Raw genomic sequence first — 19,667 nt, 5'->3', positions numbered from 1 at the left:
TATCCATCATGGCATCAGCCACCGAAGTCGTCGAGCAGGATGTTATCCGGCTCCACACCGAGATCATTCAGTAGTTTGATTACCGCGGCGTTCATCATTGGCGGCCCACACATGTAGTACTCACAGTCTTCAGGCGCTTCATGATCCTTCAGATAGTTTTCGTACAGTACGTTATGGATAAATCCGGTGTAACCAGTCCAGTTATCTTCCGGCAGTGGATCAGACAACGCCAGATGCCAGGTGAAGTTCTCATTTTCTTCAGCCAGCTTGTCGAACTCTTCCACATAGAAAGCTTCGCGCAGTGAACGGGCACCATACCAGAAGGTAATTTTACGCTTCGAGCCCAAACGCATCAGCTGGTCAAAAATGTGTGAGCGCATTGGTGCCATACCGGCACCACCACCAACAAACACCATCTCGTTGTCGGTATCCTTGGCAAAGAATTCACCAAACGGACCGTAAACATCAATCTTGTCACCTTCTTTCAGGTTGAACACGTAAGATGACATGATACCCGGTGGATGGTCTGTTCCCGGTGGAGGCGATGCGATACGGATGTTAAACTTAACTACACCTTTTTCTTCCGGATAGTTAGCCATGGAGTAAGCACGGATAGTGGGCTCTGACACTTTGGAAACAAAGCGCCACATATCGAACTTATCCCAATCACCACGATACTCTTCCTGAATCTCGAAATCCTTGTAATTGACCGTGTGAGGCGGGCATTCCAGCTGCACATAACCACCAGCACGAAAGTCGACGTTTTCACCCTCAGGCAGACGCAGAGTCAGTTCCTTGATGAAAGTCGCCACATTCGGATTCGAGTCGACAGTACATGTCCATTTCTTCACGCCGAAGACATCATCTTCAACTTCGATTTTCATATCCTGCTTGACGGCTACCTGACATGACAAGCGCCACCCTTCCTTTGCTTCACGCAAAGAGAAATGGGACTCTTCAGTCGGCAACATGGAACCGCCGCCTTCCATCACGATGCATTTGCACTGTGCACAGGTACCACCGCCACCACAAGCTGACGCGAGGAACACACCTTTATCGGCCAGCGACTGCAGCAGTTTGCTGCCCGCAGGAACGGTAATCGATTTTTCAGGATCTTCATTGATTTCAATGGTCACGTTCCCTGAGCTGACCATTTTGGAACGAGCCGCCAGGATTACCGCTACCAGCGCAAGCACCATGGCGGTAAACATGACAACGCCCAACACTATTTCTGCATTCATCGGCTTATTCCACCCTTCTGCTATTCATACCCAAGGGATTAAAGCTGTACGCCGGAGAACGACATAAAGCCTAGCGACATCAGTCCTACAATAATGAAGGTGATGCCAAGACCACGCAGCCCCTCAGGTACATCGCTGTACTTGAGCTTTTCGCGGATACCAGCCAGCGCAGCAATTGCCAGCGCCCAGCCAAGACCCGCACCCAGGCCGTACACAACACTCTCAGGGAAGGTGTAATCACGCTCCACCATGAACAGCGCCGCACCCAGAATGGCGCAGTTGACTGTGATCAATGGCAGAAACACACCCAACGCGTTGTAAAGTGCTGGTACGAAGCGATCCAGGAACATTTCAAGAATCTGTACCATCGCCGCGATAACGCCGATGTATGAAATGTAACCGAGGAAACTAAGATCCACATCCGGATAACCCGCCCAGCTGAGCGCGCCTTCACGCAGCAGATAGTTGAAAATCAGGTTGTTGATCGGTGTTGTGATAACAAGCACAACGATAACGGCAATACCCAGGCCAATTGCAGTCTGAACTTTCTTTGAAATCGCCAGGAAGGTGCACATCCCGAGGAAGAAAGCCAACGCCATGTTTTCAACAAAGATCGCCCGTACAGCCAAGCTGATATATTGTTCCATAACTTACACAGCCTCCTTTCGACTATTAGGGGCAATGACGAAATCGGGTTTTTCAACCTGATCTGGTTTCCAGCTGCGAATGATCCAGATAAGGAAACCTATCAGGAAGAACGCACTAGGAGGCAACAGCATCAGGCCGTTACTTTGATACCACCCACCATTTGTTACCAACGGCAGAATCTCGATACCAAACAACGTGCCTGCTCCAAAGAGCTCGCGGAAAAAAGCAACGAAGACCAGTACCAGACCATAACCCAGTCCATTACCCAGACCGTCAAAAAAGCTCGGTAATGGCGGGTTTTTCATCGCGAAAGCTTCAGCACGTCCCAGCACGATGCAGTTGGTAATAATCAGACCGACAAAGACAGACAGCTGCTTAGAAATATCGTAAGCAACTGCTTTGAGGACCTGATCCACCACTATTACGAGAGATGCAATAATGGTCATCTGCACGATAATACGAATATTGCTTGGAATATGATTGCGAATAATAGAGATGAACAGGTTGGAGCATCCTGTCACAGCCATTACCGCCAACACCATCACCAGCGCAGTATTCATATTGGTGGTAACCGCCAAAGCAGAACAGACACCCAAGATCTGCAAAGCAATCGGGTTGTTCTTGAAAATCGGCGAAATCAGAATTTCTTTAGTTGATGAAGTAGACATCTTCACACCTCCCCTGCATGCAGGTTGGCAATAAATCTTGCATAGCCAGCGTCGCCCAACCAGAACTTGATCATATTACTGACACCGTTACTGGTAAGTGTGGCGCCTGCCAAACCATCAATCTGATGTTGTGCACGCGGGCTGCCGGTATCAACGCTTCCTTTAATGACACCAAGCGCTGGTTGCTCAGCCTCGTCGCCAGGATAGACTTTCTTGCCAGGCCATGTGGCCTGCCAGGATGGATTATCGATTTCCCCGCCCAAACCTGGAGTCTCTGCATGCTCATAGAATCCAATACCCGCAACAGTATTCAGATCGCCTTCAAGCGCCAGAAAACCATACATGGTTGACCAGAGTCCATAAGCATAGACAGGTAGAATCAGCTTCTCAATATTGCCATCTGCATCATGCTGCAAATATACAGGCATAAACCGAGGCTTACGTTTTATTGAGGCAATATCATCCCGCCGACCGAGGTTTTCTGACAGTGCTGGATCACGTGCTGCTTTTCGGAAGTCATATGTATCAGCATTAACTTCGTCGGTGTAAAGACCTGTTTCCAGGTCAATAATACGAACAGTAATTTGCTCAAACAGCTCATTGACTGTGCGATTCGGGTCACTGAGACCTGCTGCTGACAGTATATTGGACTTCATGTCCTGCTCAATATTTGCCAGTTGAAGCGGTTTCAGCATAACCGCTGCTGTGGACACGAGCACTGAACAAATCACACATAGCAGCAGAGAAACGATGATCGTTTTCTGAATTGTATCGTTATTAGACGACATTGCGCATCATCCTCCGTTTGATGTTCGCCTGAACAACAAAGTTGTCAATCAAAGGCGCAAACAGGTTGGCAAACAGGATAGCCAGCATCATCCCCTCTGGGAATGCCGGATTGACCACTCTGATCAGGATGACCATGACACCGATCAAAGCACCAAAAACCCACTTACCGGTGTTGGTCATGGACGCAGATACCGGATCCGTTGCCATGAAGAACATGCCGAACGCGAAGCCACCCAATACGAAATGCCACCAGAAAGGCATCCCAAACAGCGGGTTGGTTTCAGAACCAATCATGTTGAACAGAAGGGTTGTTGCAATCATGCCTACCATGACACCGGCGACAATACGCCATGCCGCGATCTTGGCAAACATGATGATACCGCCACCGATGATCAGTGCGAGAGTCGAAACCTCACCCACCGAACCCTGAATCGTACCGACGAAGGCGTCGAACCAGGTAACATTGGCAGCCAAAATTGCCTCAACACCACCTGCAGCCGCTAAACCCAAGGGTGTGGCCCCGGAGAATCCATCAACAGCAGTCCAGATGGAGTCACCCGACATTTGAGCGGGATAGGCAAAGAACAGGAAAGCACGCCCGGTCAACGCTGGGTTCAGGAAGTTCTTACCAGTACCACCAAACACCTCTTTTCCGATCACGACACCGAAAGAGATACCCAGCGCAACCTGCCACAGAGGGATATCAGGGGGCAGAATCAACGCAAATAGTACAGAAGTTACAAAGAAACCTTCGTTGACTTCATGGCCACGCTTCATTGCAAACAGCACTTCCCAGAAACCACCCACCACGAAAGTGACGAAGTAGATTGGCAACCAGTAAACAGCCCCATAAATCAGGTTATCCCAGATACTACCGGGATTGTAGCTGCTCAGTGCGGAGATAATGGTTCCGCGCCAGCCCGGCGCTGCAGCGATGTCCATATCAGCCATCGCGAGGTTCGCCTGCAGACCGACATTATACAGACCCATAAAGATAGCAGGGAAAGTACATAGCCAGACCAGGATCATCATACGCTTGAGGTCAACACCATCGCGCACATGTGCGCCAGCGCGAGTGACACTAGCCGGCGTGTAGAAAATAGTATCTACCGCTTCGAAGAGGGCATACCATTTTTCGTATTTGCCACCCTTATGAAAGTGCGGCTCAATTTTGTCCAGAACGGTTCTTAAACTCATGCCAGCCTCTCTTACGCCTCTTTCTCAATGCGTGTCAGGTTGTCGCGGAGAATGGGACCGTACTCGTACTTGCCCGTGCAGGCAAACGTGCACAGTGCGAGATCCTCTTCATCCAGCTCAAGACAGCCCAGCTGCATCGCTGCGACTATGTCACCGGTAGCCAGTGCACGCAGCAACTGGGTCGGCAGAATATCAAGTGGCATCAGATCTTCAAACTGGCCAACCGGTACCATTGCTCGTTCAGAGCCATTGGTCGTGGTTGTAAAGCTGAAACGTTTGCCGGCGTTGAAAGTGGACAGGAACATATTCAGCACGGAGAATTTCTCCTTGCCAGGCACGATCCAGCCCAGAAATTCACGCTGATCACCTTCCAGCAATACACTGATCTGACTGGCATAACGTCCCAGATAGCCCAGAGGACCATTGGCTGTCAGACCATTCCAGACCGAACCACTGATGATTCTGTTTTTACCGGTACGCAGCATGCCAACTGTCAGCTCACTCAGGTTGGCACCAATACGCGTGCGCAGAAGCTGAGGCTTCTCGACCTGAGGACCTGCCAGTGCGACCACGCGATCGACAGGCAACTTACCTTCAGTAAACAGTTTGGCGAAAGCGATAACATCCTGGTAGCCAATCTGCCAGACTGTTTTCGTCTGAGAAACAGGGTCAAGGAAGTGTATATGTGTGCTGGGGTTACCCGCTGGATGAGGCCCATCAAACTCTTCGCTGGAAATACCATCGATCGAAGGAATAGAGGCACCAGGTGCTTTACAGAGAAAGACCTTACCGTCAGTCAGCTTTGTCAGCAGACCAAGACCTTGCTTGAACGCTTCAGCCTGTTCGGCAATGACTACCTGCGGATCTGCCGCGAGTGGATTGGTATCCATGGCTGTAACGAATATGGAATGCGGAACGCTGCCCGGCTGAGGAACCTTACTGAAAGGACGTGTTCTAAGAGCTGTCCAGAGACCGGATTGAACCAGGTTTTCTTCAATCTGTTCACGCGTCAGTGTTGAGAGCTGCGCAACATCATATCGCTGGAACTCAACAGCTTCTTCCTGCTCATCCAACTCGATGACCACGGACTGAAGTACTCGGCGCTCACCGCGATTGATCTCGCTGACTACACCACCACCAGGGGCTGTGTAGATGACACCTTCATTTTTCTTATCGGAGAAGATTTTCTGGCCGAGTTTGACCCGGTCACCAACCTTGACCGCCATTGTTGGCTTGAGACCAACATAATCATAGCCCACCACGGCAACCGAACGCACTTTAGCCGCATCTGATATGCGCTGCTCCGGTTCGCCGGTGATAGGTAGATCCAGACCCTTATTGATCTTGATCATCTGCCTCACCCAATTACCCAAAAATGTTCAGAATTCTGTTTACTTTCCGGCAAGTAGCAGCCCATCACCCCTTCAGGAACAGCACAGACATCTCTTGCGGCCAGTTTTACAAAATCCCACCAAAAAACTGCGCTATTGTACCTGATATGGATGTAGTTTTTCTACCGAAGTATCCGAAAACGACGCATTCAATCATGTCTGCACACAGGTTGAACAAAAAAAAAGGGCCGCAAATGCGACCCTTTCTTCTCTTCTCAAAACATCAGATCAATTAATGCTTTTTCGGGAAGGCTCTGAGTGTGCAGTTCGACATATGCTGAGCCATACGCACCACCTGACAGCTGTAACCGAATTCATTGTCGTACCAGACATAAAGCACACAGCGCTTGTCTTCAGCGATGGTTGCCAGAGCATCGACAACACCTGCAGCGCGTGATCCAACAAAGTCAGATGACACCGCTTCTGGCGAGTTGCTGAAATCTACCTGCTTCTGTAGATCAGAATAGAGCGCGATCTCACGCAGGTAGTTGTTCAGCTCCTCTTTTTCAACAACGCTTTCCAGGTTCAGGTTCAAAATAGCCATGGATACGTTAGGAGTCGGGACACGAATTGCGTTACCTGTCAACTTACCTTCCAATTCAGGCAGCGCTTTGGATACCGCTTTTGCAGCACCTGTTTCAGTAATAACCATGTTCAGTGCAGCAGCACGCCCACGACGACTACCCTTGTGGTAATTATCGATCAGGTTCTGGTCATTCGTATAGGAGTGAACAGTTTCGACATGCCCATTGACGACGCCATAACGATCATTCACTGCTTTCAAGACTGGAACAATCGCATTAGTGGTGCATGATGCCGCCGACAGAACACGATCTTCATCGGTGATATCTGTGTGATTGACACCCATGACGATATTTTTCATACCCTTGCCGGGTGCAGTCAGCAGTGCACGTGAAGCGCCCTTGCACTTCAGATGACGCGACAGGCCATCATGATCGCGCCACATACCGGTGTTATCGATAATCAGCGCATCGTTGATGCCATATTCAGTGTAATCGATCTCTTCAGGAGAGTCGGCAAAGATCACCTTGATCATGACGCCGTTGGCTACGATCGCCTGATTGACCTCATCCACCTGAATTGTACCCTTGAAAGAGCCATGAACAGAGTCACGACGCAACAGACTGGCACGCTTTTCAAGATCGTTATCGGCCTTACCTTTACGCACGACAACTGCACGCAGACGCATTGTATGTCCAACACCTGCGCGATCTATCAGCAGACGCGTCAACAAACGACCGATGCGACCAAAACCATAGAGCACGACATCCGTGGGCTGACGATCATCAGCCGGACCTACTGCATCAGCAAGCTCTTCTTCTACAAAATCCTGCAGTGAGCGCCCACCGGTTTCTTTACGAAAGCTCACCGCCAGCTTTCCGATATCGATGTGCGCATTGTGCACATCCAGATCGTTGACAGCTTCCAGCACGGGGAAGGTGTCGATAACTGACAACTCTTCTCCTTCAACCTGACGCACGTAACGGTGTGCCTTCAGGATATCGATAACTGAACGCTTGACGATCAGACGCCCAAAAATAGAGATTTCTACGTTGCGATCGCGATACAGATGCCCAACCAGTGGGACCATCGCTTCAGCAATGGACTCTCTCGCTTTCCAATCGGCAAATATCAGGTCTTGGCTCACGGGATACTCCGAAATTGTGATGGCTCAATTTGCGTGCGGTATTATCACTTTTTAACCGCCCGGTAGCAAATCACAGTCTGTATACTTTGGGATATATGCGAAAAAAATCCTTTTCGTGATGCCTGACGACCACCAGCATGCAGGAGGCTCAGGGTATTTTAAACAGTTCGGACTTTTGCAGAAGCTTTAACATCTCGTCTGCAGGTACAGGTTTGCTGAACAGATAACCCTGCATTTCATCGCAACCCATCTGTTTCAGAATACCGACCTGCTCCGGCATATCAACCCCTTCCGCCACCACTTTCAGCTTCATGTTGTGTGCCATGGTAATGATGGTGGATACAATCATCAAATCGTCCGAATGCTCCACCATCTTGACGATAAAAGAGCGATCAATCTTAAGCGTATCGATCGGCAAACGTGCAATGTAGCTCAGTGAGGAATACCCCGTACCAAAATCATCAATGGCAACCTCCAACCCTAGCGCTTTGACAGCCCGCAACTTAGCAATACTATCTTCAATATTACTGATGACCATACTCTCGGTAAGCTCAATATCAAGCATCACCTCTCCATCAAATCCCTGTAGAGCCTGTTTCACATGCTGCACGAAGTCTGGTTGCCTTAGCTGAAAAGCAGATACATTCACAGCAATGCGTGGCACAGCGACACCCTCTGCCTGCCAAGCACTCAGATCAGATACAGCTTTCTGCAACACCCAGGTCCCGACCTCCAGAATTATTCCGGTCTCTTCCAGCAAAGGGATAAACTGCAACGGTGCCACCAACCCCAACTCTGGGCTTTGCCAACGTATCAACGCCTCTATACCACTGATGCCACCCGTTTTCAGATTCACCTTGGGCTGGTAATAGAGAACAAATTCATTATTCTCCACTGCCAGACGCAGTCTATTTTCCAACACCAGATTTTCGGCGACCTGCTCGGACATGAAGCGATCGAAAAACAGATACCGTTCCCCTGAATGCTTTGCTTTCTTGACAGCCAGCTCGGCATTGCGAAATAAAGCTTCTGCATCCTGACCGTCATCCGGGTACAGGGCGATACCGATCTTGGTAGAGACTCGCAACTCCTCACCATTCAGGACATAGGGCTTTTCAAGCACCTCCCTTAACCGACCCGCCGCCAGCCTGGCTACCTCACCAGCATGCCTGATATCGGGCACCACCATGCCAAACTGATCAGCACCGATACGCGCAAGCTGTACCGGCTCATCAACACAGTTTTTCAAGCGCTGCGCCATTTGTCTGATTAGAGAGTCCCCGACCTGACGCCCCAGAGTATCGTTGATGGTCTTGAAACGATCGAGATCAAGCATCAGGACGCCCAGCTTGCTCCTGTCATGCTCCGCCCCTTGAACAAACTGGTTGAGGCGCTCATGAAACATCGCCCGATTAGACAGACCAGTCAGCACGTCATAGTACGCCAGATAGTTTGCCCGCTCGGCTTTGTCGATATATTCCAATGCAAAAGAGATATCGTTGGCCAACTCTGTCAGCAGCTTCAGCTCCACTTCATCAAAAAAATTGGGCTCTTTCACATACAGCACAAAAACACCCACTGCCCTGTCGTGGGTCAGAAGCGGCAGGGAGATAACCGAGTGATACCCGCGCTGCAGTGCTTTATGACGGGATGAGCCGATATCTGGTCGTGTCTCGATATCATTGCAATAGGCCGGCTTCAACTCCCTGATCGCCCGCCCTACTGTACCCTGCCCCTCTGGTAGATCCGCACTAGTGGAACGGGCACGATGCTTCAGGTAGTCAATATCCTCAGCCACCCCCGCAAAGGTTATCGGTGTTACTTTTTTACTCTCCTGCTCAAGAAGACCTATCCACGCCATACCAAAGCGTCCATGTTCCACCACAATCCGGCAAGCTTCATCAAACAGCGCCTGGCGGTCATGTACTCTGACGATGACTGAGTTAATCTGGCTCAGTACCGCATAGATGCGTGTCAGGCGAGCGATCTTTTCCTCATCCGCTTTCCGCTTACTGATATCCTTGGCTATTCCGGCAAACCGATAAACCTTACCGTCAGGGTTGCGCACCGGGAAACCCCGATCATGTATCCAGCGTACGCTGCCGTCAGGTCGACATATGCGGTATTCCAGATCATATGCCGTCGTATCGGGCAGCAAAGCGGGTATCTTCGAGCGATCATCCGGATGCACCGCTTCCAGCCAGGACTCGTGATACATCCCAAGATCCTGCTTTGAGCGCCCCCAGATCTGCTCATAAGCAGGACTGACATAGATGTCTTTGCCTGTATCCACTGATACCAGCCAGAACACATCATTGACATTTTCCGCCAGTTGCCTGAAGCGCTCCTCATGTTCCAGAAGGCGTGAATACAGGCTGCCATTTTCGTAGATTCTTCCGGCCTGGGCTGACAGGATGCTCAGCAGATGCTCATCCTCTTCGTTAAACGCCTCGGCGCCAAGACGTTCACTGAGGCATATCCAGCCATACGCATGCACCAGAGAGATAATGGGAGCAGCCAGCAGTGAGTATACGGGTGGATGACTCTCAGGTAAGCCCAGAGCCAACGGATCTCCACCAGGATTTGTCAGGCGTACTGGCTTACGTTCAGCCACCACCTTGCTCAGCAGATCCGGCCCCTCGTCCGGCTGCGCCATATCGGCGACTGCTCCGGGGTTGATCCCGCTGGTTGTAAAATAAACGGTATCTTCATCCTCCCGACTGTTCACCGCAAGAACAGCATATCTGGCTCCGATCAGCCTGCGTGCGATATGACACAGACTATCAAGCAATTGCCGTGGATTACGCTCAGATGCGAGCTGCAAGCTGATATCGATTAAGGCCGCGTAGCGCTGATTTGCGAGCCCCAGATCATCTGTCAGAAGGGTCAGCTTATCTGTCATCAAGCGCAGGTGCTGCTGATCCAACTCCTCCCTTCTGATTGGGGCAGGCATACTGATCACCTCTTGCAGTACACGTTCGACCGTATCGAGAATAACGTCCGGCTCAGAGGGCTTAGTCAAAACATCAGAGACACCACAGCTTCTGGCTAGATGAAGTGCCTCCTGCTCATGATACACAGCAGTATAGAAAATGACGCGCGTATCTTCGATATCAGGATCTGAGCGAACACGTTTGACAAATTCATAGCCATCCATTGTCGGCATCAGGATATCCGCAACAACGAGATCGGGCCGCTCTTCGCGTACGATTACCAGCGCTTCAAGGCCATCAGCAGCCTCCAGCAAACGATAACCCTGGTAACCCAGCAACGTTACCAGAAACTCTCTGTTAACCGCTTGATCATCGACTATCAATATAGTTGCCATGATCAGCGTCCTGAAGTTCTCGATGGCATAGATGCCTCGACCTGTTTCAGAAACTCCTTCGGATCTATCGGTTTTGTAAAGTAATCATCAAATCCTGCCTCCATCACCTTCTGCCTGTCTCCTACCATCGCAAACGCGGTCACTGCCATCACCGGGATATGCGAAAGAGCGGGATCACTTTTAAGCTTGCGTACCACCTCGTATCCATCCATCACCGGCATCTGAATATCACAGATGATCAAATCTGGACGATGGCTTACCGCTCTTTCCAGCCCCTCACCACCATCCTGAGCCGTCAGCACTTCATAGCCGAAAGCTTCCAGCAGATACACCATCAACTCCAGATTCGCCTGATTGTCTTCTATAACCAGAATACGCCCACTCATTCACAGACCTCCCTGAGCTGCAACGTGAAGGTACTGCCCTCACCGTATGCGCTCTGGCAAGAGATCCTGCCACGTAGCAGTTCGGCAAGCCTCTGGCTCAGATGTAATCCTAAGCCAGTGCCTTCCTGTCGTTTTTTTGTGGTCACATCAACCCGCGTGAAAGCGGTGAACAGCTTTGTCTGGTCCTCCTGCCGGATCCCGATACCCGTATCCATCACCTTGATCGCTATGACGCGCTTGCCATCAATAGTCTCGCGTTCCCCCTTGATGCAAACAGTTCCGCTGTCGGTGAACTTAATGGCATTACTGGTCAGGTTAAGTACTATCTGGCTGAATGCCCTGCGATCCGCCAGCACAAACAGTGGTTCATCCGTCCATTGCAGTATCAACTCCAAACCTTTACCCGTGGCTGCAGGCTGAAAAGTTGATACCACCTCTTCGACAATCTCGCGACAATTCAGAGGTTCAACATTGAGTTCTATTTTTCCGGCACCGATTTTTGCCAGATCCAGTAGATCATTAATCAGGGACAACAGATGCCTGGCACTACTTTGAACCGTCAATAACTGTTTATCCTGATCTTCAGTCAGCGGGCCGGGCAACCTCATCAGTAACGTACCGGTGAATCCTATAATGGCATTCAGCGGCGTTCTCAGTTCATGACTCATTGTGGACAGAAAGTTATCCTTGGCATTATTCGCCTTCTCCAGCTCAATGTTCTTCTCCTGCAGCTCGCGCTCGACCAGCTTGCGTTCAGTAATATCCCGGATTGCACTCGAAACCAACATCCCCTCTTCCGTATCAAGGGGGCTGAGGCTTATCTCTATCGGAAACTCAGTGCCATTCTTATGCCTCCCATACAGCTCCAGCCCTACACCCATCGGACGCACACGAGGTTCTGAAAAAAATGCATTACGATGTGTCGGATGCTTGTCGTGGTAGCGCTCCGGCAACAATATCTCGACTTTCCGATTCAACAACTCGTCTCGTGCATAACCAAACAGCGTTTCCGATTGAGAGTTCACCAGCACGATATCCCCCTGACGATTGACAATGACCATCGCGTCAGGGGCTGATTCAAGCAGGTCTTTGAATTTTGTTTCTGCCTTTTTACGCTCGGTTATGTCGCGAATGGCGCTCATCACCAGCGTCCCCTCCTCCGTTTTCAGAGGGCTTAAGCTGATCTCCACCGGGAACTCATCACCACTCTTGCGTACCCCGTAGAGCTCCAGACTGGCGCCCATGGAGCGTGTACGCGGCTGGGAGAAGTATCTTGAACGATGCCCCACATGCAGCGTGCTGTAGCGTTGCGGTAACAACACCTCTATAGGCTTGCCCAATAGCTCAGAGCGCTGCCAGCCGAACACCTGTTCGGCCTGACCATTGGCCAGCACAATGCGACCGGTGATATTGACCATGACTATCGCATCCGGGGTCGACTCCAACAGATCACGATATCGCGCCTCAAGCAGCTTTGAATCACGTTGCGTCTTGAGATGTGTGACATCTTTCTTATTGGTGACAAAGTACTCCACCTGTCCCTGTGCATCGCGTACCGCTCTCATGGAAATATTGATATACACAAGCGAGCCATCCTTGCGCTGTCGGAAGGATTCATAGGTCGCGACATCTGTTTTTTGGGCCTCGCACTGAATCGACTGCTCTTCTTCAATCAGATAAGGCGGTACTATCAGGTCAAAAAGCGAACGCCCGATAGCCTCAGCGCTCGTATAGCCAAAGGTAGTTTCCGCACCTTGATTCCAGTGCAGCACTTCACCTGTTGGAGAAGTGGCAATCAAGGCATCGGGCGTTCCCTCCACTAACTGCTTGTATATGTCATTCGGCATGCGAAATGTCCTTTTCGTATGTCAGGCAGAAACTACAACAACGTATAAGTATAGACGATGGTGAAAAACAAACACCCAACCAGTTAGCGATGCGTGCCGCAAAAAATCCTCTGCAGAATATAATTCATGGCGCTCCCGCATTCCGAGTGACAATTGATATGGAAAGCTATAAATTAGCGTTTATTGGTATAAAAAGTTGACCAACATCTCAGATATAACTGGCCTCATGCGAACATCTGACATCCGCGCGTTCAAGAGCGCGATTCAATACCACCTCTCTAACGCACGCCAGAGTGCCGGACTCCTGTTCGCTTTTTTCCTGATGTTCGCCTTGCTGGCCGGGCAGCATTTTGGGTTACAACAGGTAAAGTCGTCTGCACAAAATAGCCCTGTCAGCGCTCAATTTCAGCAAAATCTCGCTCCTGTATTGCTACAGGAAACCTTCCTGTCAGCCAGAACCGATCAGGCTGATCGGGACAGAGATCTCACTGACCCTGTCGAGGATCTCTACGACTACCTGACTCTGATCCATCCACTGCGTCAACCGCACCTCCCCACTACTGGTCCGTTGACATCAACATATTCGCCAGACAGACGAAACAGCGTATTTCTGTCGACTCTGGTTGCCCGCGCCCCTCCTCTGTTCATCTGATCTTGTGTCAGCTTCGGCTGAAACCGTTACATCTATTAATTTCGATGAACATGTTAAGTCATGAGCTTTGCTCGCTGACTTAACAGAGGATATATGATGCGTCACTATCGACTGAAGGCACTGGCGTGTATCGCCATTGTCGTTTTTGGCATTCTTTCGGCATTGCCTAGCCTGCTGCCATCCACACTGCTACATGAAACACCCGACTGGTACTCCGAACATAAGCTGACGTTAGGGCTTGATCTTCGCGGCGGTTCACATCTGCTGTTGAGGGTCGAAACCGATGAACTGCTCAGCGAACGCACACGCCAGCTTGGCGAGAGCTCGATGCAGCTTGAAGCCTTCAAGGAAGATGTAGTAAATCGAACGCTGGAAGTGGTCCGCAGACGCATGGATGAAACCGGGGTGGTTGAACCACTGGTCACCCGACAGGGTGCAGATGGCATTTTGGTTCAGCTCCCTGGGGTGGAGGATCCCGCACGCATCAAGGATCTACTGGGCAGAACCGCTCGGCTGACATTTCATCTGGTGGCACAGTCAGGCAATGAACCCGGCTCCCTGATTCAGGTGCCGGGTAGTCTGCCGGGCGAAGTCTATAATCTGGAACAAACATCTTTGCTCGAAGGCGGCGATCTCAGTGATGCCCGCCTGGCGTTCGATGCCAACAACCAGGAGCCTGTCGTTAACTTCCGGTTGAATAGCCACGGTGCCGAGACCTTTTCAACCATCACCCGTGACAATATTGGTCGTGCATTTGCGATCGTTTTAGATGAAACCGTGATCACCGCGCCTGTCATACGCACAACAATCGGTGGTGGCTCAGGCCAGATAAGTGGCAACTTCACGGCTCGCGAGGCAGGCGATCTTGCCTTGTTGATGAGAGCAGGCTCGCTGCCCGCACCCTTAAGTGTGGTTGAAGAACGCACGGTAGGGCCTGAGCTGGGTCAGGCAGCCATCGATATGGGCATCAGCACAGGTATTCTGGGCGCCCTGCTGGTGCTCGGATTCATGCTGCTCGCCTACGGCACCTGGGGCCTGATAGCCAACTTTTCGCTATTGGTTTACCTGTCACTGGTGATCGCCAGTCTCGCTGCGCTGGGTGCAACCCTGACACTTCCGGGTATAGCGGGACTGATCCTCAGCCTGGGTATGGCTGTCGATGCCAATATTCTGATCAACGAACGCATCAGAGAGGAGAGCAAACGAGGGGTCAGCGGCATGTATGCCCTGCACCTTGGCTTCCAGCGTGCATTCAGCACAATTCTTGACTCCAACATCACCACATTAATTGCAGTGGGTTTGCTGTTTATGTTCGGTGCCGGCCCCGTGCGCGGCTTTGCCGTCACCATGGCAGTCGGGCTGGCGGTATCAATGTTCACCTCCATCACCGTCACGCGTTTGATAATGGAATGGCGCGTTCGCAAACTGGGCCGTCAACCCTTGAATCCGGGCGGACTGAGTCTGTTTGATAAGCTCAGACAGACGAGAACGCTGGCATTCATGAAGGTACGCTCCTTCGGCATCGGGCTCTCAATCCTGCTATCACTGGGCTCGATTGCCCTGCTGGCTAATCCGGGTCTGAATACAGGAATCGATTTTCAGGGTGGAACACTGGTGGAGATTCATACCAGCGAAACCGTGAATGCTGAGCAGATCCGCCAAGCCGTATCCATGAGCGTTGCTGGCGATGCTGCCGTGCAATCTTTTGGCGATGAGGGGCAGTATCTGGTTCGCCTGCCGCTACTGCAACCATCCACCGACTCTCACGCCAACACAGCCCCATCAACCAGCATTCAAACAGTTAAGAAGGCCGTGTTGGACATTGCCCCAGAAGCAGCGTTTCCGCGAGTTGAGATGGTGGGGCCCAGTGTCAGCAACCAGTTCTTTGAAACCAGCATGCTGGCTGTCCTGCTTGCGGGAGTGGGAATGCTGGGCTATCTCTGGTTCAGATTTGAGCACCACTTTGCCACAGCGATCATGGCAACCCTGGCGCTTGATCTGAGCAAGACACTGGGCTTCTTTGTACTGGCTGGCATCGAGTTCAATCTCACCGCGATTGCGGCGCTGTTAGCACTGATCGGTTATTCAGTGAATGACAAAGTGGTCATTTTTGATCGCGTTCGGGAGAACCATCGTCTGGCCCCCGATATGCCGTTCAAAGAGTTGATAAATCAGAGCCTGACCTCGACCCTGACACGCACTCTGTTTACATCAGTGACCACCTTTCTGGCTATTTTGCCCATGGGCATCGCCGGAGGTGATGCAGTGGCCAGCTTTGCACTACCGATGCTGTTCGGGATAGTCGCCGGCACCAGCTCATCCCTTTTCATTGCCGCCCCGATTCTTCAGAGGCTGCACGAGAGGGCCATCAGAAAAGGCTGGAGTCAGACTCAGGCTGCCGCCTGACACTACAGCGGCCAGACGAGGAGCAGCATGGGGATACTGACCAGAACAACCAGCAGCTCCATCGGCAGGCCAAGGCGCCAGTAATCGGAGAAACGAAAGCCACCGGGGCCCAGAATCAGCGTATTGTTCTGATGACCAATCGGGGTCAGAAAAGCACAGGATGCGCCGATCGCAACAGCCATCAGAAAGCTATCCGGGCTCACTCCCAATTGCACTGAAATACTCAGTGCAATTGGGCACATCACTGCTGCCGTGGCTGCATTGTTCATAAAATCAGACAGCGTCATGGTGATCACCAGCACCAGCGTCAGCGCAATAATTGGATGACCCTGAGCGACCTGATCCAACAGTGTTCGGGCAAGCAGATCTGCCGCACCTGTATCAGCCATCGCAACAGCTATCGGCATCAACGCTCCCAGCAAGACAATGATGGGCCAGTCGATCGCTTCGTAGACTCTTCTGAGAGGAATCACGTTGGTAAGCATGTACCCAAGCACCCCCAACGTGAAGGCTATGGCTGCCGGTAAAAGGCCTGTCGCAGCGAGAGTGACAGCAACAAACATGATCCCCAGCGCTGTAATGGCTTTGCGCCTGTCTGGAATCATGATGGAACGCTGAGCCAGTGGAATACATTTATACAGCGAGCTGAACCCATGTATCGCTTCCTGCGTGCCCTGCATCAACAACACATCACCCGCCTCAAGTTCAGTCTGACGCAAGCGTTTAATGGAACGGTGGCCCTGACGGGAAATCGCTAACAGATTGATCCCAAAACGGCTACGAATCTGCAGTGTTGTAGCATTCTGTGAGATCAGATGGCTGCTCGGCTGCACAACAAGCTCAAGCAGAGTCACCTCATCGTCAGAGGCCTTATCTTTTTCGTCGTCTTCTTCGTTGTCATCTTGCTGAACTTTGCCCTTCCCTTCGCCCTTCCCTTCGCCCTGAGCATCATCCTTAACGTCGTGCTGCGCGTCCTGGCCGCCCTCCTCATCTGTATCTGTATCAGCCTCCGCCTCCGCATCAGTCTCATTGTCAACCGACCCCTCCAGCTTCAAACCCAGGCTGGAGAGAGCAGAACCCAGTGCTTCAGGCTCTGATTCAAGCACCAGGATGTCCCCTGCCAGTATGATGTGGCCAGCCATTGGCCTCACAACACGAAAATCATTTCGCACCATGCCGACAACCTGTACATCCTCATCATCCAGCAGCAACTCGACATCACGTAGCCGCTTGCCCACCACTTTGGCCCCCTCATCGACCCTCACCTCTGTCAGGTAGGTTCCGGTGTCAAAACTCTCGGCATCCTGTTTCTCGCGTGTCGGGACCAACCAGCGCCCGGCAACAACCGCAAACACAATACCAAGCAGCGCAACTGCAAGTCCGACCGCAGTAAAATCAAACATTCCGAAACCACTACCGGTTTCGGCAGCCCGAAAATCAGATACGATGAGATTGGGTGGTGTGCCAATCAATGTAGTCATACCACCGAGGATCGTGCCGAATGCCAGCGGCATCAGCACTTTCCCAGGAGGGATCCCCTTGCGAAGCGCAAGCTGTATCGCGATCGGCATCAACAGCGCCATCGCACCTACGTTATTCATGAACGCAGACAGCGTTGCCCCCAAAAGCACGAGCACAGCGATGTTGAGGAATGTACCGCCATTTCGCGGCAGCACCTTCTGCGCCAGCGTTTCAACCGCGCCGGTGGTTTGCAGGCCATAGCTGAGGATAAGTACTGCTGCAACCGTGATCACAGCAGGCTGAGCAAAGCCGTCGAATGCTTGCTGATGAGGTATCAGTCCCGCCAGAACACAGGCAAGCAACGCCATGAGAGCAACAACATCATGCCGCAGTTTACCGGACAGGAAGAGCGCGATAGAGGCTCCCAGAATCAAGAACACAAACAGTTGATCCAGATTCATGCTGAGCTTTTCACAGTTGAGTTGAGTAACATGACTGACCGCTCCTGTTCATGCATGTGGCTCTCCATTCAAACTGCTCTCCTTTCAAATAGCTCTCCTTGAGCGCTGATCAGATCAATAGGGTTAACCTTCTGCTCTGATTATGTCACGATTTCTGTCACTACTTCAGTTTTGACCGAATTCGCTATAAAGCATAACTCATGAGATTCATGATGCATCTGCTCCAGTTGCTCAATACTGGGCTGTTTCTCTCCAGAAAAGGTCACCTTCGGACGAAGCGTCACTCGTGTCATCGCCACTTTGCCATCTTCACCTTTTTCCATAACCCCCAAGGCATTATCCAGATACTCATCCACCAGGAATTTGCGTTTGGCTGCAACCGAGAGAAAGAACAGCATATGACAGCTTGAGAGCGACGCTATGAACGCCTCTTCCGGATCGACATTCTCTTCAACTGAATAGGGTAAAGGCACGATATGCGGAGACGAGGAGGCAGGCACAGTGGCTCCGCCATCGAACATCCACAGGTGGCCACGACTGTATTTGTTATCCGTGTAGACCTCGCCGACTTTACGTGTCCAGACAATCCGCGCAAAATATTCTGACATACATCCCTCTCAATAGCCCATTGACCGTTATGCCATTGGCTGTGAATAGCACTGCAACTCTGTTCCTGCAGACAACGCAAGGAACCCCTGAAGTCCAGACATACTATTAACAGCCTGTCAGCCAGGCAAACACCATCACAAACGCTTAAGGGGTAGTATTAGCATTTGTGATAGTACATGAAAAGCGCGGTATTCAACCGATACAAGCCCTGACAAAAGCAGTGATAAGAGGCGACACCTCATCGCCTCTGAGCGCCTGTCTCTCAGGCTGAAACAGAGTGGCTGCAAAGAAGGGATGGTTATCCAACTCAATGGCACGGACTTCGCCTGTCTGATCATCTGCACTGGCCCTCATGGGTCCCTTCAACAGCGCCTGCCGGAAGTCGGGATTCAAGCCATAGCGGCAACGATAGCCTTCCAGAATCTCAGATACCCCATACTCTCTGAATATCATCGTATCCGGAAACAGACTCACTGACTCGGTGGTTTCGACCAGTGCACAAGATAGTGGTGCTATCACAGCGCGAGTTGCACCGGGATTGGATTCAGCATGATCAGCATCCTCCCAGCCCAACACATGACGGGCAAACTCGACAATTGCATGCTGAAAGCCGCCACAGGTGCCCAGAAACGGAACGTGCCTTTCCCTGGCCCAGTTGATCGCCAGCAAAGCCCCCTCCATGTTGTGATAAGGTGTTGCCGGTGTGCACCAGATACCATCATAAGCCCAGAGACGTTTCACAGTGGTAATTTCTGTCGTTGGCACCCATTCATAACGAACAGTTTTACCCAGTTTCTTCGATGCTCGCTCGAGCGAGGGAGGAATCCCCTGATGCGCGGGAGTTGAGGGGTCGAACTCCCCTATCAGTCCTATGTTACAGCTCATATAGGCTCCTTGATATGCGCTGAAAATCG

At 51.3% G+C, this 19,667-nt stretch carries 15 protein-coding genes; 2 read left to right on the top strand and 13 right to left on the bottom strand.

Annotated elements, in window-relative coordinates; genetic code table 11:
- Positions 1-14: 14 nt before the first annotated feature.
- From nqrF to ACK3CJ_RS08910, 10 genes are all read right to left on the bottom strand, one after another.
- Positions 15-1,241: an NADH:ubiquinone reductase (Na(+)-transporting) subunit F gene (gene nqrF, locus ACK3CJ_RS08955; protein ID WP_409526072.1), complete on the bottom strand. Its 1,227-nt coding sequence runs from the start codon at positions 1,239-1,241 to the stop codon at positions 15-17.
- 38 nt (positions 1,242-1,279) lie between these two features.
- The gene (gene nqrE / locus ACK3CJ_RS08950) at positions 1,280-1,888 is read right to left on the bottom strand and encodes an NADH:ubiquinone reductase (Na(+)-transporting) subunit E (RefSeq protein ID WP_409526071.1); all 609 of its coding nucleotides are present in this window, start codon (positions 1,886-1,888) and stop codon (positions 1,280-1,282) included.
- Between the two features lie 3 nt (positions 1,889-1,891).
- Positions 1,892-2,557, bottom strand: a complete 666-nt coding sequence (locus ACK3CJ_RS08945) for an NADH:ubiquinone reductase (Na(+)-transporting) subunit D (RefSeq protein ID WP_409526070.1) — start codon at positions 2,555-2,557, stop codon at positions 1,892-1,894.
- Between the two features lie 2 nt (positions 2,558-2,559).
- Entirely contained in the window at positions 2,560-3,345 is a 786-nt protein-coding gene (locus ACK3CJ_RS08940; RefSeq protein WP_409526069.1) for a Na(+)-translocating NADH-quinone reductase subunit C, read from the bottom strand.
- Positions 3,335-4,543, bottom strand: coding sequence for an NADH:ubiquinone reductase (Na(+)-transporting) subunit B (locus ACK3CJ_RS08935; protein WP_409526068.1), 1,209 nt, complete (start codon positions 4,541-4,543; stop codon positions 3,335-3,337). Before ACK3CJ_RS08935 ends, ACK3CJ_RS08940 begins: the two co-directional genes overlap by 11 nt.
- Positions 4,544-4,554: 11 nt before the next feature.
- Positions 4,555-5,895, bottom strand: coding sequence for a Na(+)-translocating NADH-quinone reductase subunit A (locus ACK3CJ_RS08930; RefSeq protein WP_409526067.1), 1,341 nt, complete (start codon positions 5,893-5,895; stop codon positions 4,555-4,557).
- Between the two features lie 271 nt (positions 5,896-6,166).
- Positions 6,167-7,546 (bottom strand): glyceraldehyde-3-phosphate dehydrogenase, encoded by a 1,380-nt coding sequence (locus tag ACK3CJ_RS08925; protein ID WP_409526571.1) that lies wholly within the window; start codon positions 7,544-7,546, stop codon positions 6,167-6,169.
- A 205-nt stretch (positions 7,547-7,751) separates the two neighbouring features.
- Complete coding sequence (locus ACK3CJ_RS08920; RefSeq protein WP_409526066.1) at positions 7,752-10,931, bottom strand: EAL domain-containing protein; 3,180 nt, start codon at positions 10,929-10,931, stop codon at positions 7,752-7,754.
- Positions 10,932-10,933: 2 nt separating this feature from the next.
- Positions 10,934-11,317 carry a response regulator gene (locus ACK3CJ_RS08915; RefSeq protein WP_409526065.1) on the bottom strand — a complete coding sequence of 128 codons (384 nt, stop codon included), beginning with the start codon at positions 11,315-11,317 and terminating at the stop codon, positions 10,934-10,936.
- Positions 11,314-13,164, bottom strand: a complete 1,851-nt coding sequence (locus ACK3CJ_RS08910) for a PAS domain S-box protein (RefSeq protein WP_409526064.1) — start codon at positions 13,162-13,164, stop codon at positions 11,314-11,316. The genes ACK3CJ_RS08915 and ACK3CJ_RS08910 overlap by 4 nt, the downstream gene beginning before the upstream one ends.
- A gap of 226 nt (positions 13,165-13,390) precedes the next feature.
- Here ACK3CJ_RS08910 and ACK3CJ_RS08905 point away from each other — a divergent pair, with 226 nt between their 5' ends.
- Together ACK3CJ_RS08905 and secD are read left to right on the top strand one after the other, a co-directional pair.
- Positions 13,391-13,816, top strand: a complete 426-nt coding sequence (locus ACK3CJ_RS08905) for a hypothetical protein (RefSeq protein ID WP_409526063.1) — start codon at positions 13,391-13,393, stop codon at positions 13,814-13,816.
- A gap of 96 nt (positions 13,817-13,912) precedes the next feature.
- Positions 13,913-16,222 carry a protein translocase subunit SecD gene (gene secD, locus ACK3CJ_RS08900; RefSeq protein WP_409526062.1) on the top strand — a complete coding sequence of 770 codons (2,310 nt, stop codon included), beginning with the start codon at positions 13,913-13,915 and terminating at the stop codon, positions 16,220-16,222.
- A 2-nt stretch (positions 16,223-16,224) separates the two neighbouring features.
- Here secD and ACK3CJ_RS08895 read toward each other — a convergent pair whose 3' ends face one another.
- From ACK3CJ_RS08895 to ACK3CJ_RS08885, 3 genes are all read right to left on the bottom strand, one after another.
- A complete protein-coding gene (locus ACK3CJ_RS08895) occupies positions 16,225-18,144 on the bottom strand; it encodes an SLC13 family permease (RefSeq protein ID WP_409526061.1) in 1,920 nt (639 codons plus the stop codon).
- Between the two features lie 140 nt (positions 18,145-18,284).
- Positions 18,285-18,752, bottom strand: coding sequence for an OsmC family protein (locus tag ACK3CJ_RS08890; protein WP_409526060.1), 468 nt, complete (start codon positions 18,750-18,752; stop codon positions 18,285-18,287).
- A gap of 193 nt (positions 18,753-18,945) precedes the next feature.
- Positions 18,946-19,638 carry a CTP synthase C-terminal region-related (seleno)protein gene (locus tag ACK3CJ_RS08885; RefSeq protein WP_409526059.1) on the bottom strand — a complete coding sequence of 231 codons (693 nt, stop codon included), beginning with the start codon at positions 19,636-19,638 and terminating at the stop codon, positions 18,946-18,948.
- Positions 19,639-19,667: the final 29 nt, after the last annotated feature.

The organism is Nitrincola salilacus (assembly GCF_046271865.1).
Lineage (GTDB): Bacteria > Pseudomonadota > Gammaproteobacteria > Pseudomonadales > Balneatricaceae > Nitrincola > Nitrincola salilacus.
This window is presented reverse-complemented; position numbering and strand designations above follow the sequence as displayed.

Excerpts from the sequence above, each read along its gene's own strand:
- ACK3CJ_RS08930 (WP_409526067.1), bottom strand. The coding sequence starts at position 5,895 with ATGATCAAGATCAATAAGGGTCTGGATCTACCTATCACCGGCGAACCG.
- ACK3CJ_RS08895 (WP_409526061.1), bottom strand. The coding sequence starts at position 18,144 with ATGAATCTGGATCAACTGTTTGTGTTCTTGATTCTGGGAGCCTCTATC.
- secD (WP_409526062.1), top strand. The coding sequence starts at position 13,913 with ATGCGTCACTATCGACTGAAGGCACTGGCGTGTATCGCCATTGTCGTT.
- ACK3CJ_RS08915 (WP_409526065.1), bottom strand. The coding sequence starts at position 11,317 with ATGAGTGGGCGTATTCTGGTTATAGAAGACAATCAGGCGAATCTGGAG.
- ACK3CJ_RS08910 (WP_409526064.1), bottom strand. The coding sequence starts at position 13,164 with ATGCCGAATGACATATACAAGCAGTTAGTGGAGGGAACGCCCGATGCC.
- nqrE (WP_409526071.1), bottom strand. The coding sequence starts at position 1,888 with ATGGAACAATATATCAGCTTGGCTGTACGGGCGATCTTTGTTGAAAAC.
- ACK3CJ_RS08885 (WP_409526059.1), bottom strand. The coding sequence starts at position 19,638 with ATGAGCTGTAACATAGGACTGATAGGGGAGTTCGACCCCTCAACTCCC.
- ACK3CJ_RS08925 (WP_409526571.1), bottom strand. The coding sequence starts at position 7,546 with ATGGTCCCACTGGTTGGGCATCTGTATCGCGATCGCAACGTAGAAATC.
- ACK3CJ_RS08905 (WP_409526063.1), top strand. The coding sequence starts at position 13,391 with ATGCGAACATCTGACATCCGCGCGTTCAAGAGCGCGATTCAATACCAC.
- nqrF (WP_409526072.1), bottom strand. The coding sequence starts at position 1,241 with ATGAATGCAGAAATAGTGTTGGGCGTTGTCATGTTTACCGCCATGGTG.
- ACK3CJ_RS08940 (WP_409526069.1), bottom strand. The coding sequence starts at position 3,345 with ATGTCGTCTAATAACGATACAATTCAGAAAACGATCATCGTTTCTCTG.
- ACK3CJ_RS08890 (WP_409526060.1), bottom strand. The coding sequence starts at position 18,752 with ATGTCAGAATATTTTGCGCGGATTGTCTGGACACGTAAAGTCGGCGAG.
- ACK3CJ_RS08935 (WP_409526068.1), bottom strand. The coding sequence starts at position 4,543 with ATGAGTTTAAGAACCGTTCTGGACAAAATTGAGCCGCACTTTCATAAG.
- ACK3CJ_RS08945 (WP_409526070.1), bottom strand. The coding sequence starts at position 2,557 with ATGTCTACTTCATCAACTAAAGAAATTCTGATTTCGCCGATTTTCAAG.
- ACK3CJ_RS08920 (WP_409526066.1), bottom strand. The coding sequence starts at position 10,931 with ATGGCAACTATATTGATAGTCGATGATCAAGCGGTTAACAGAGAGTTT.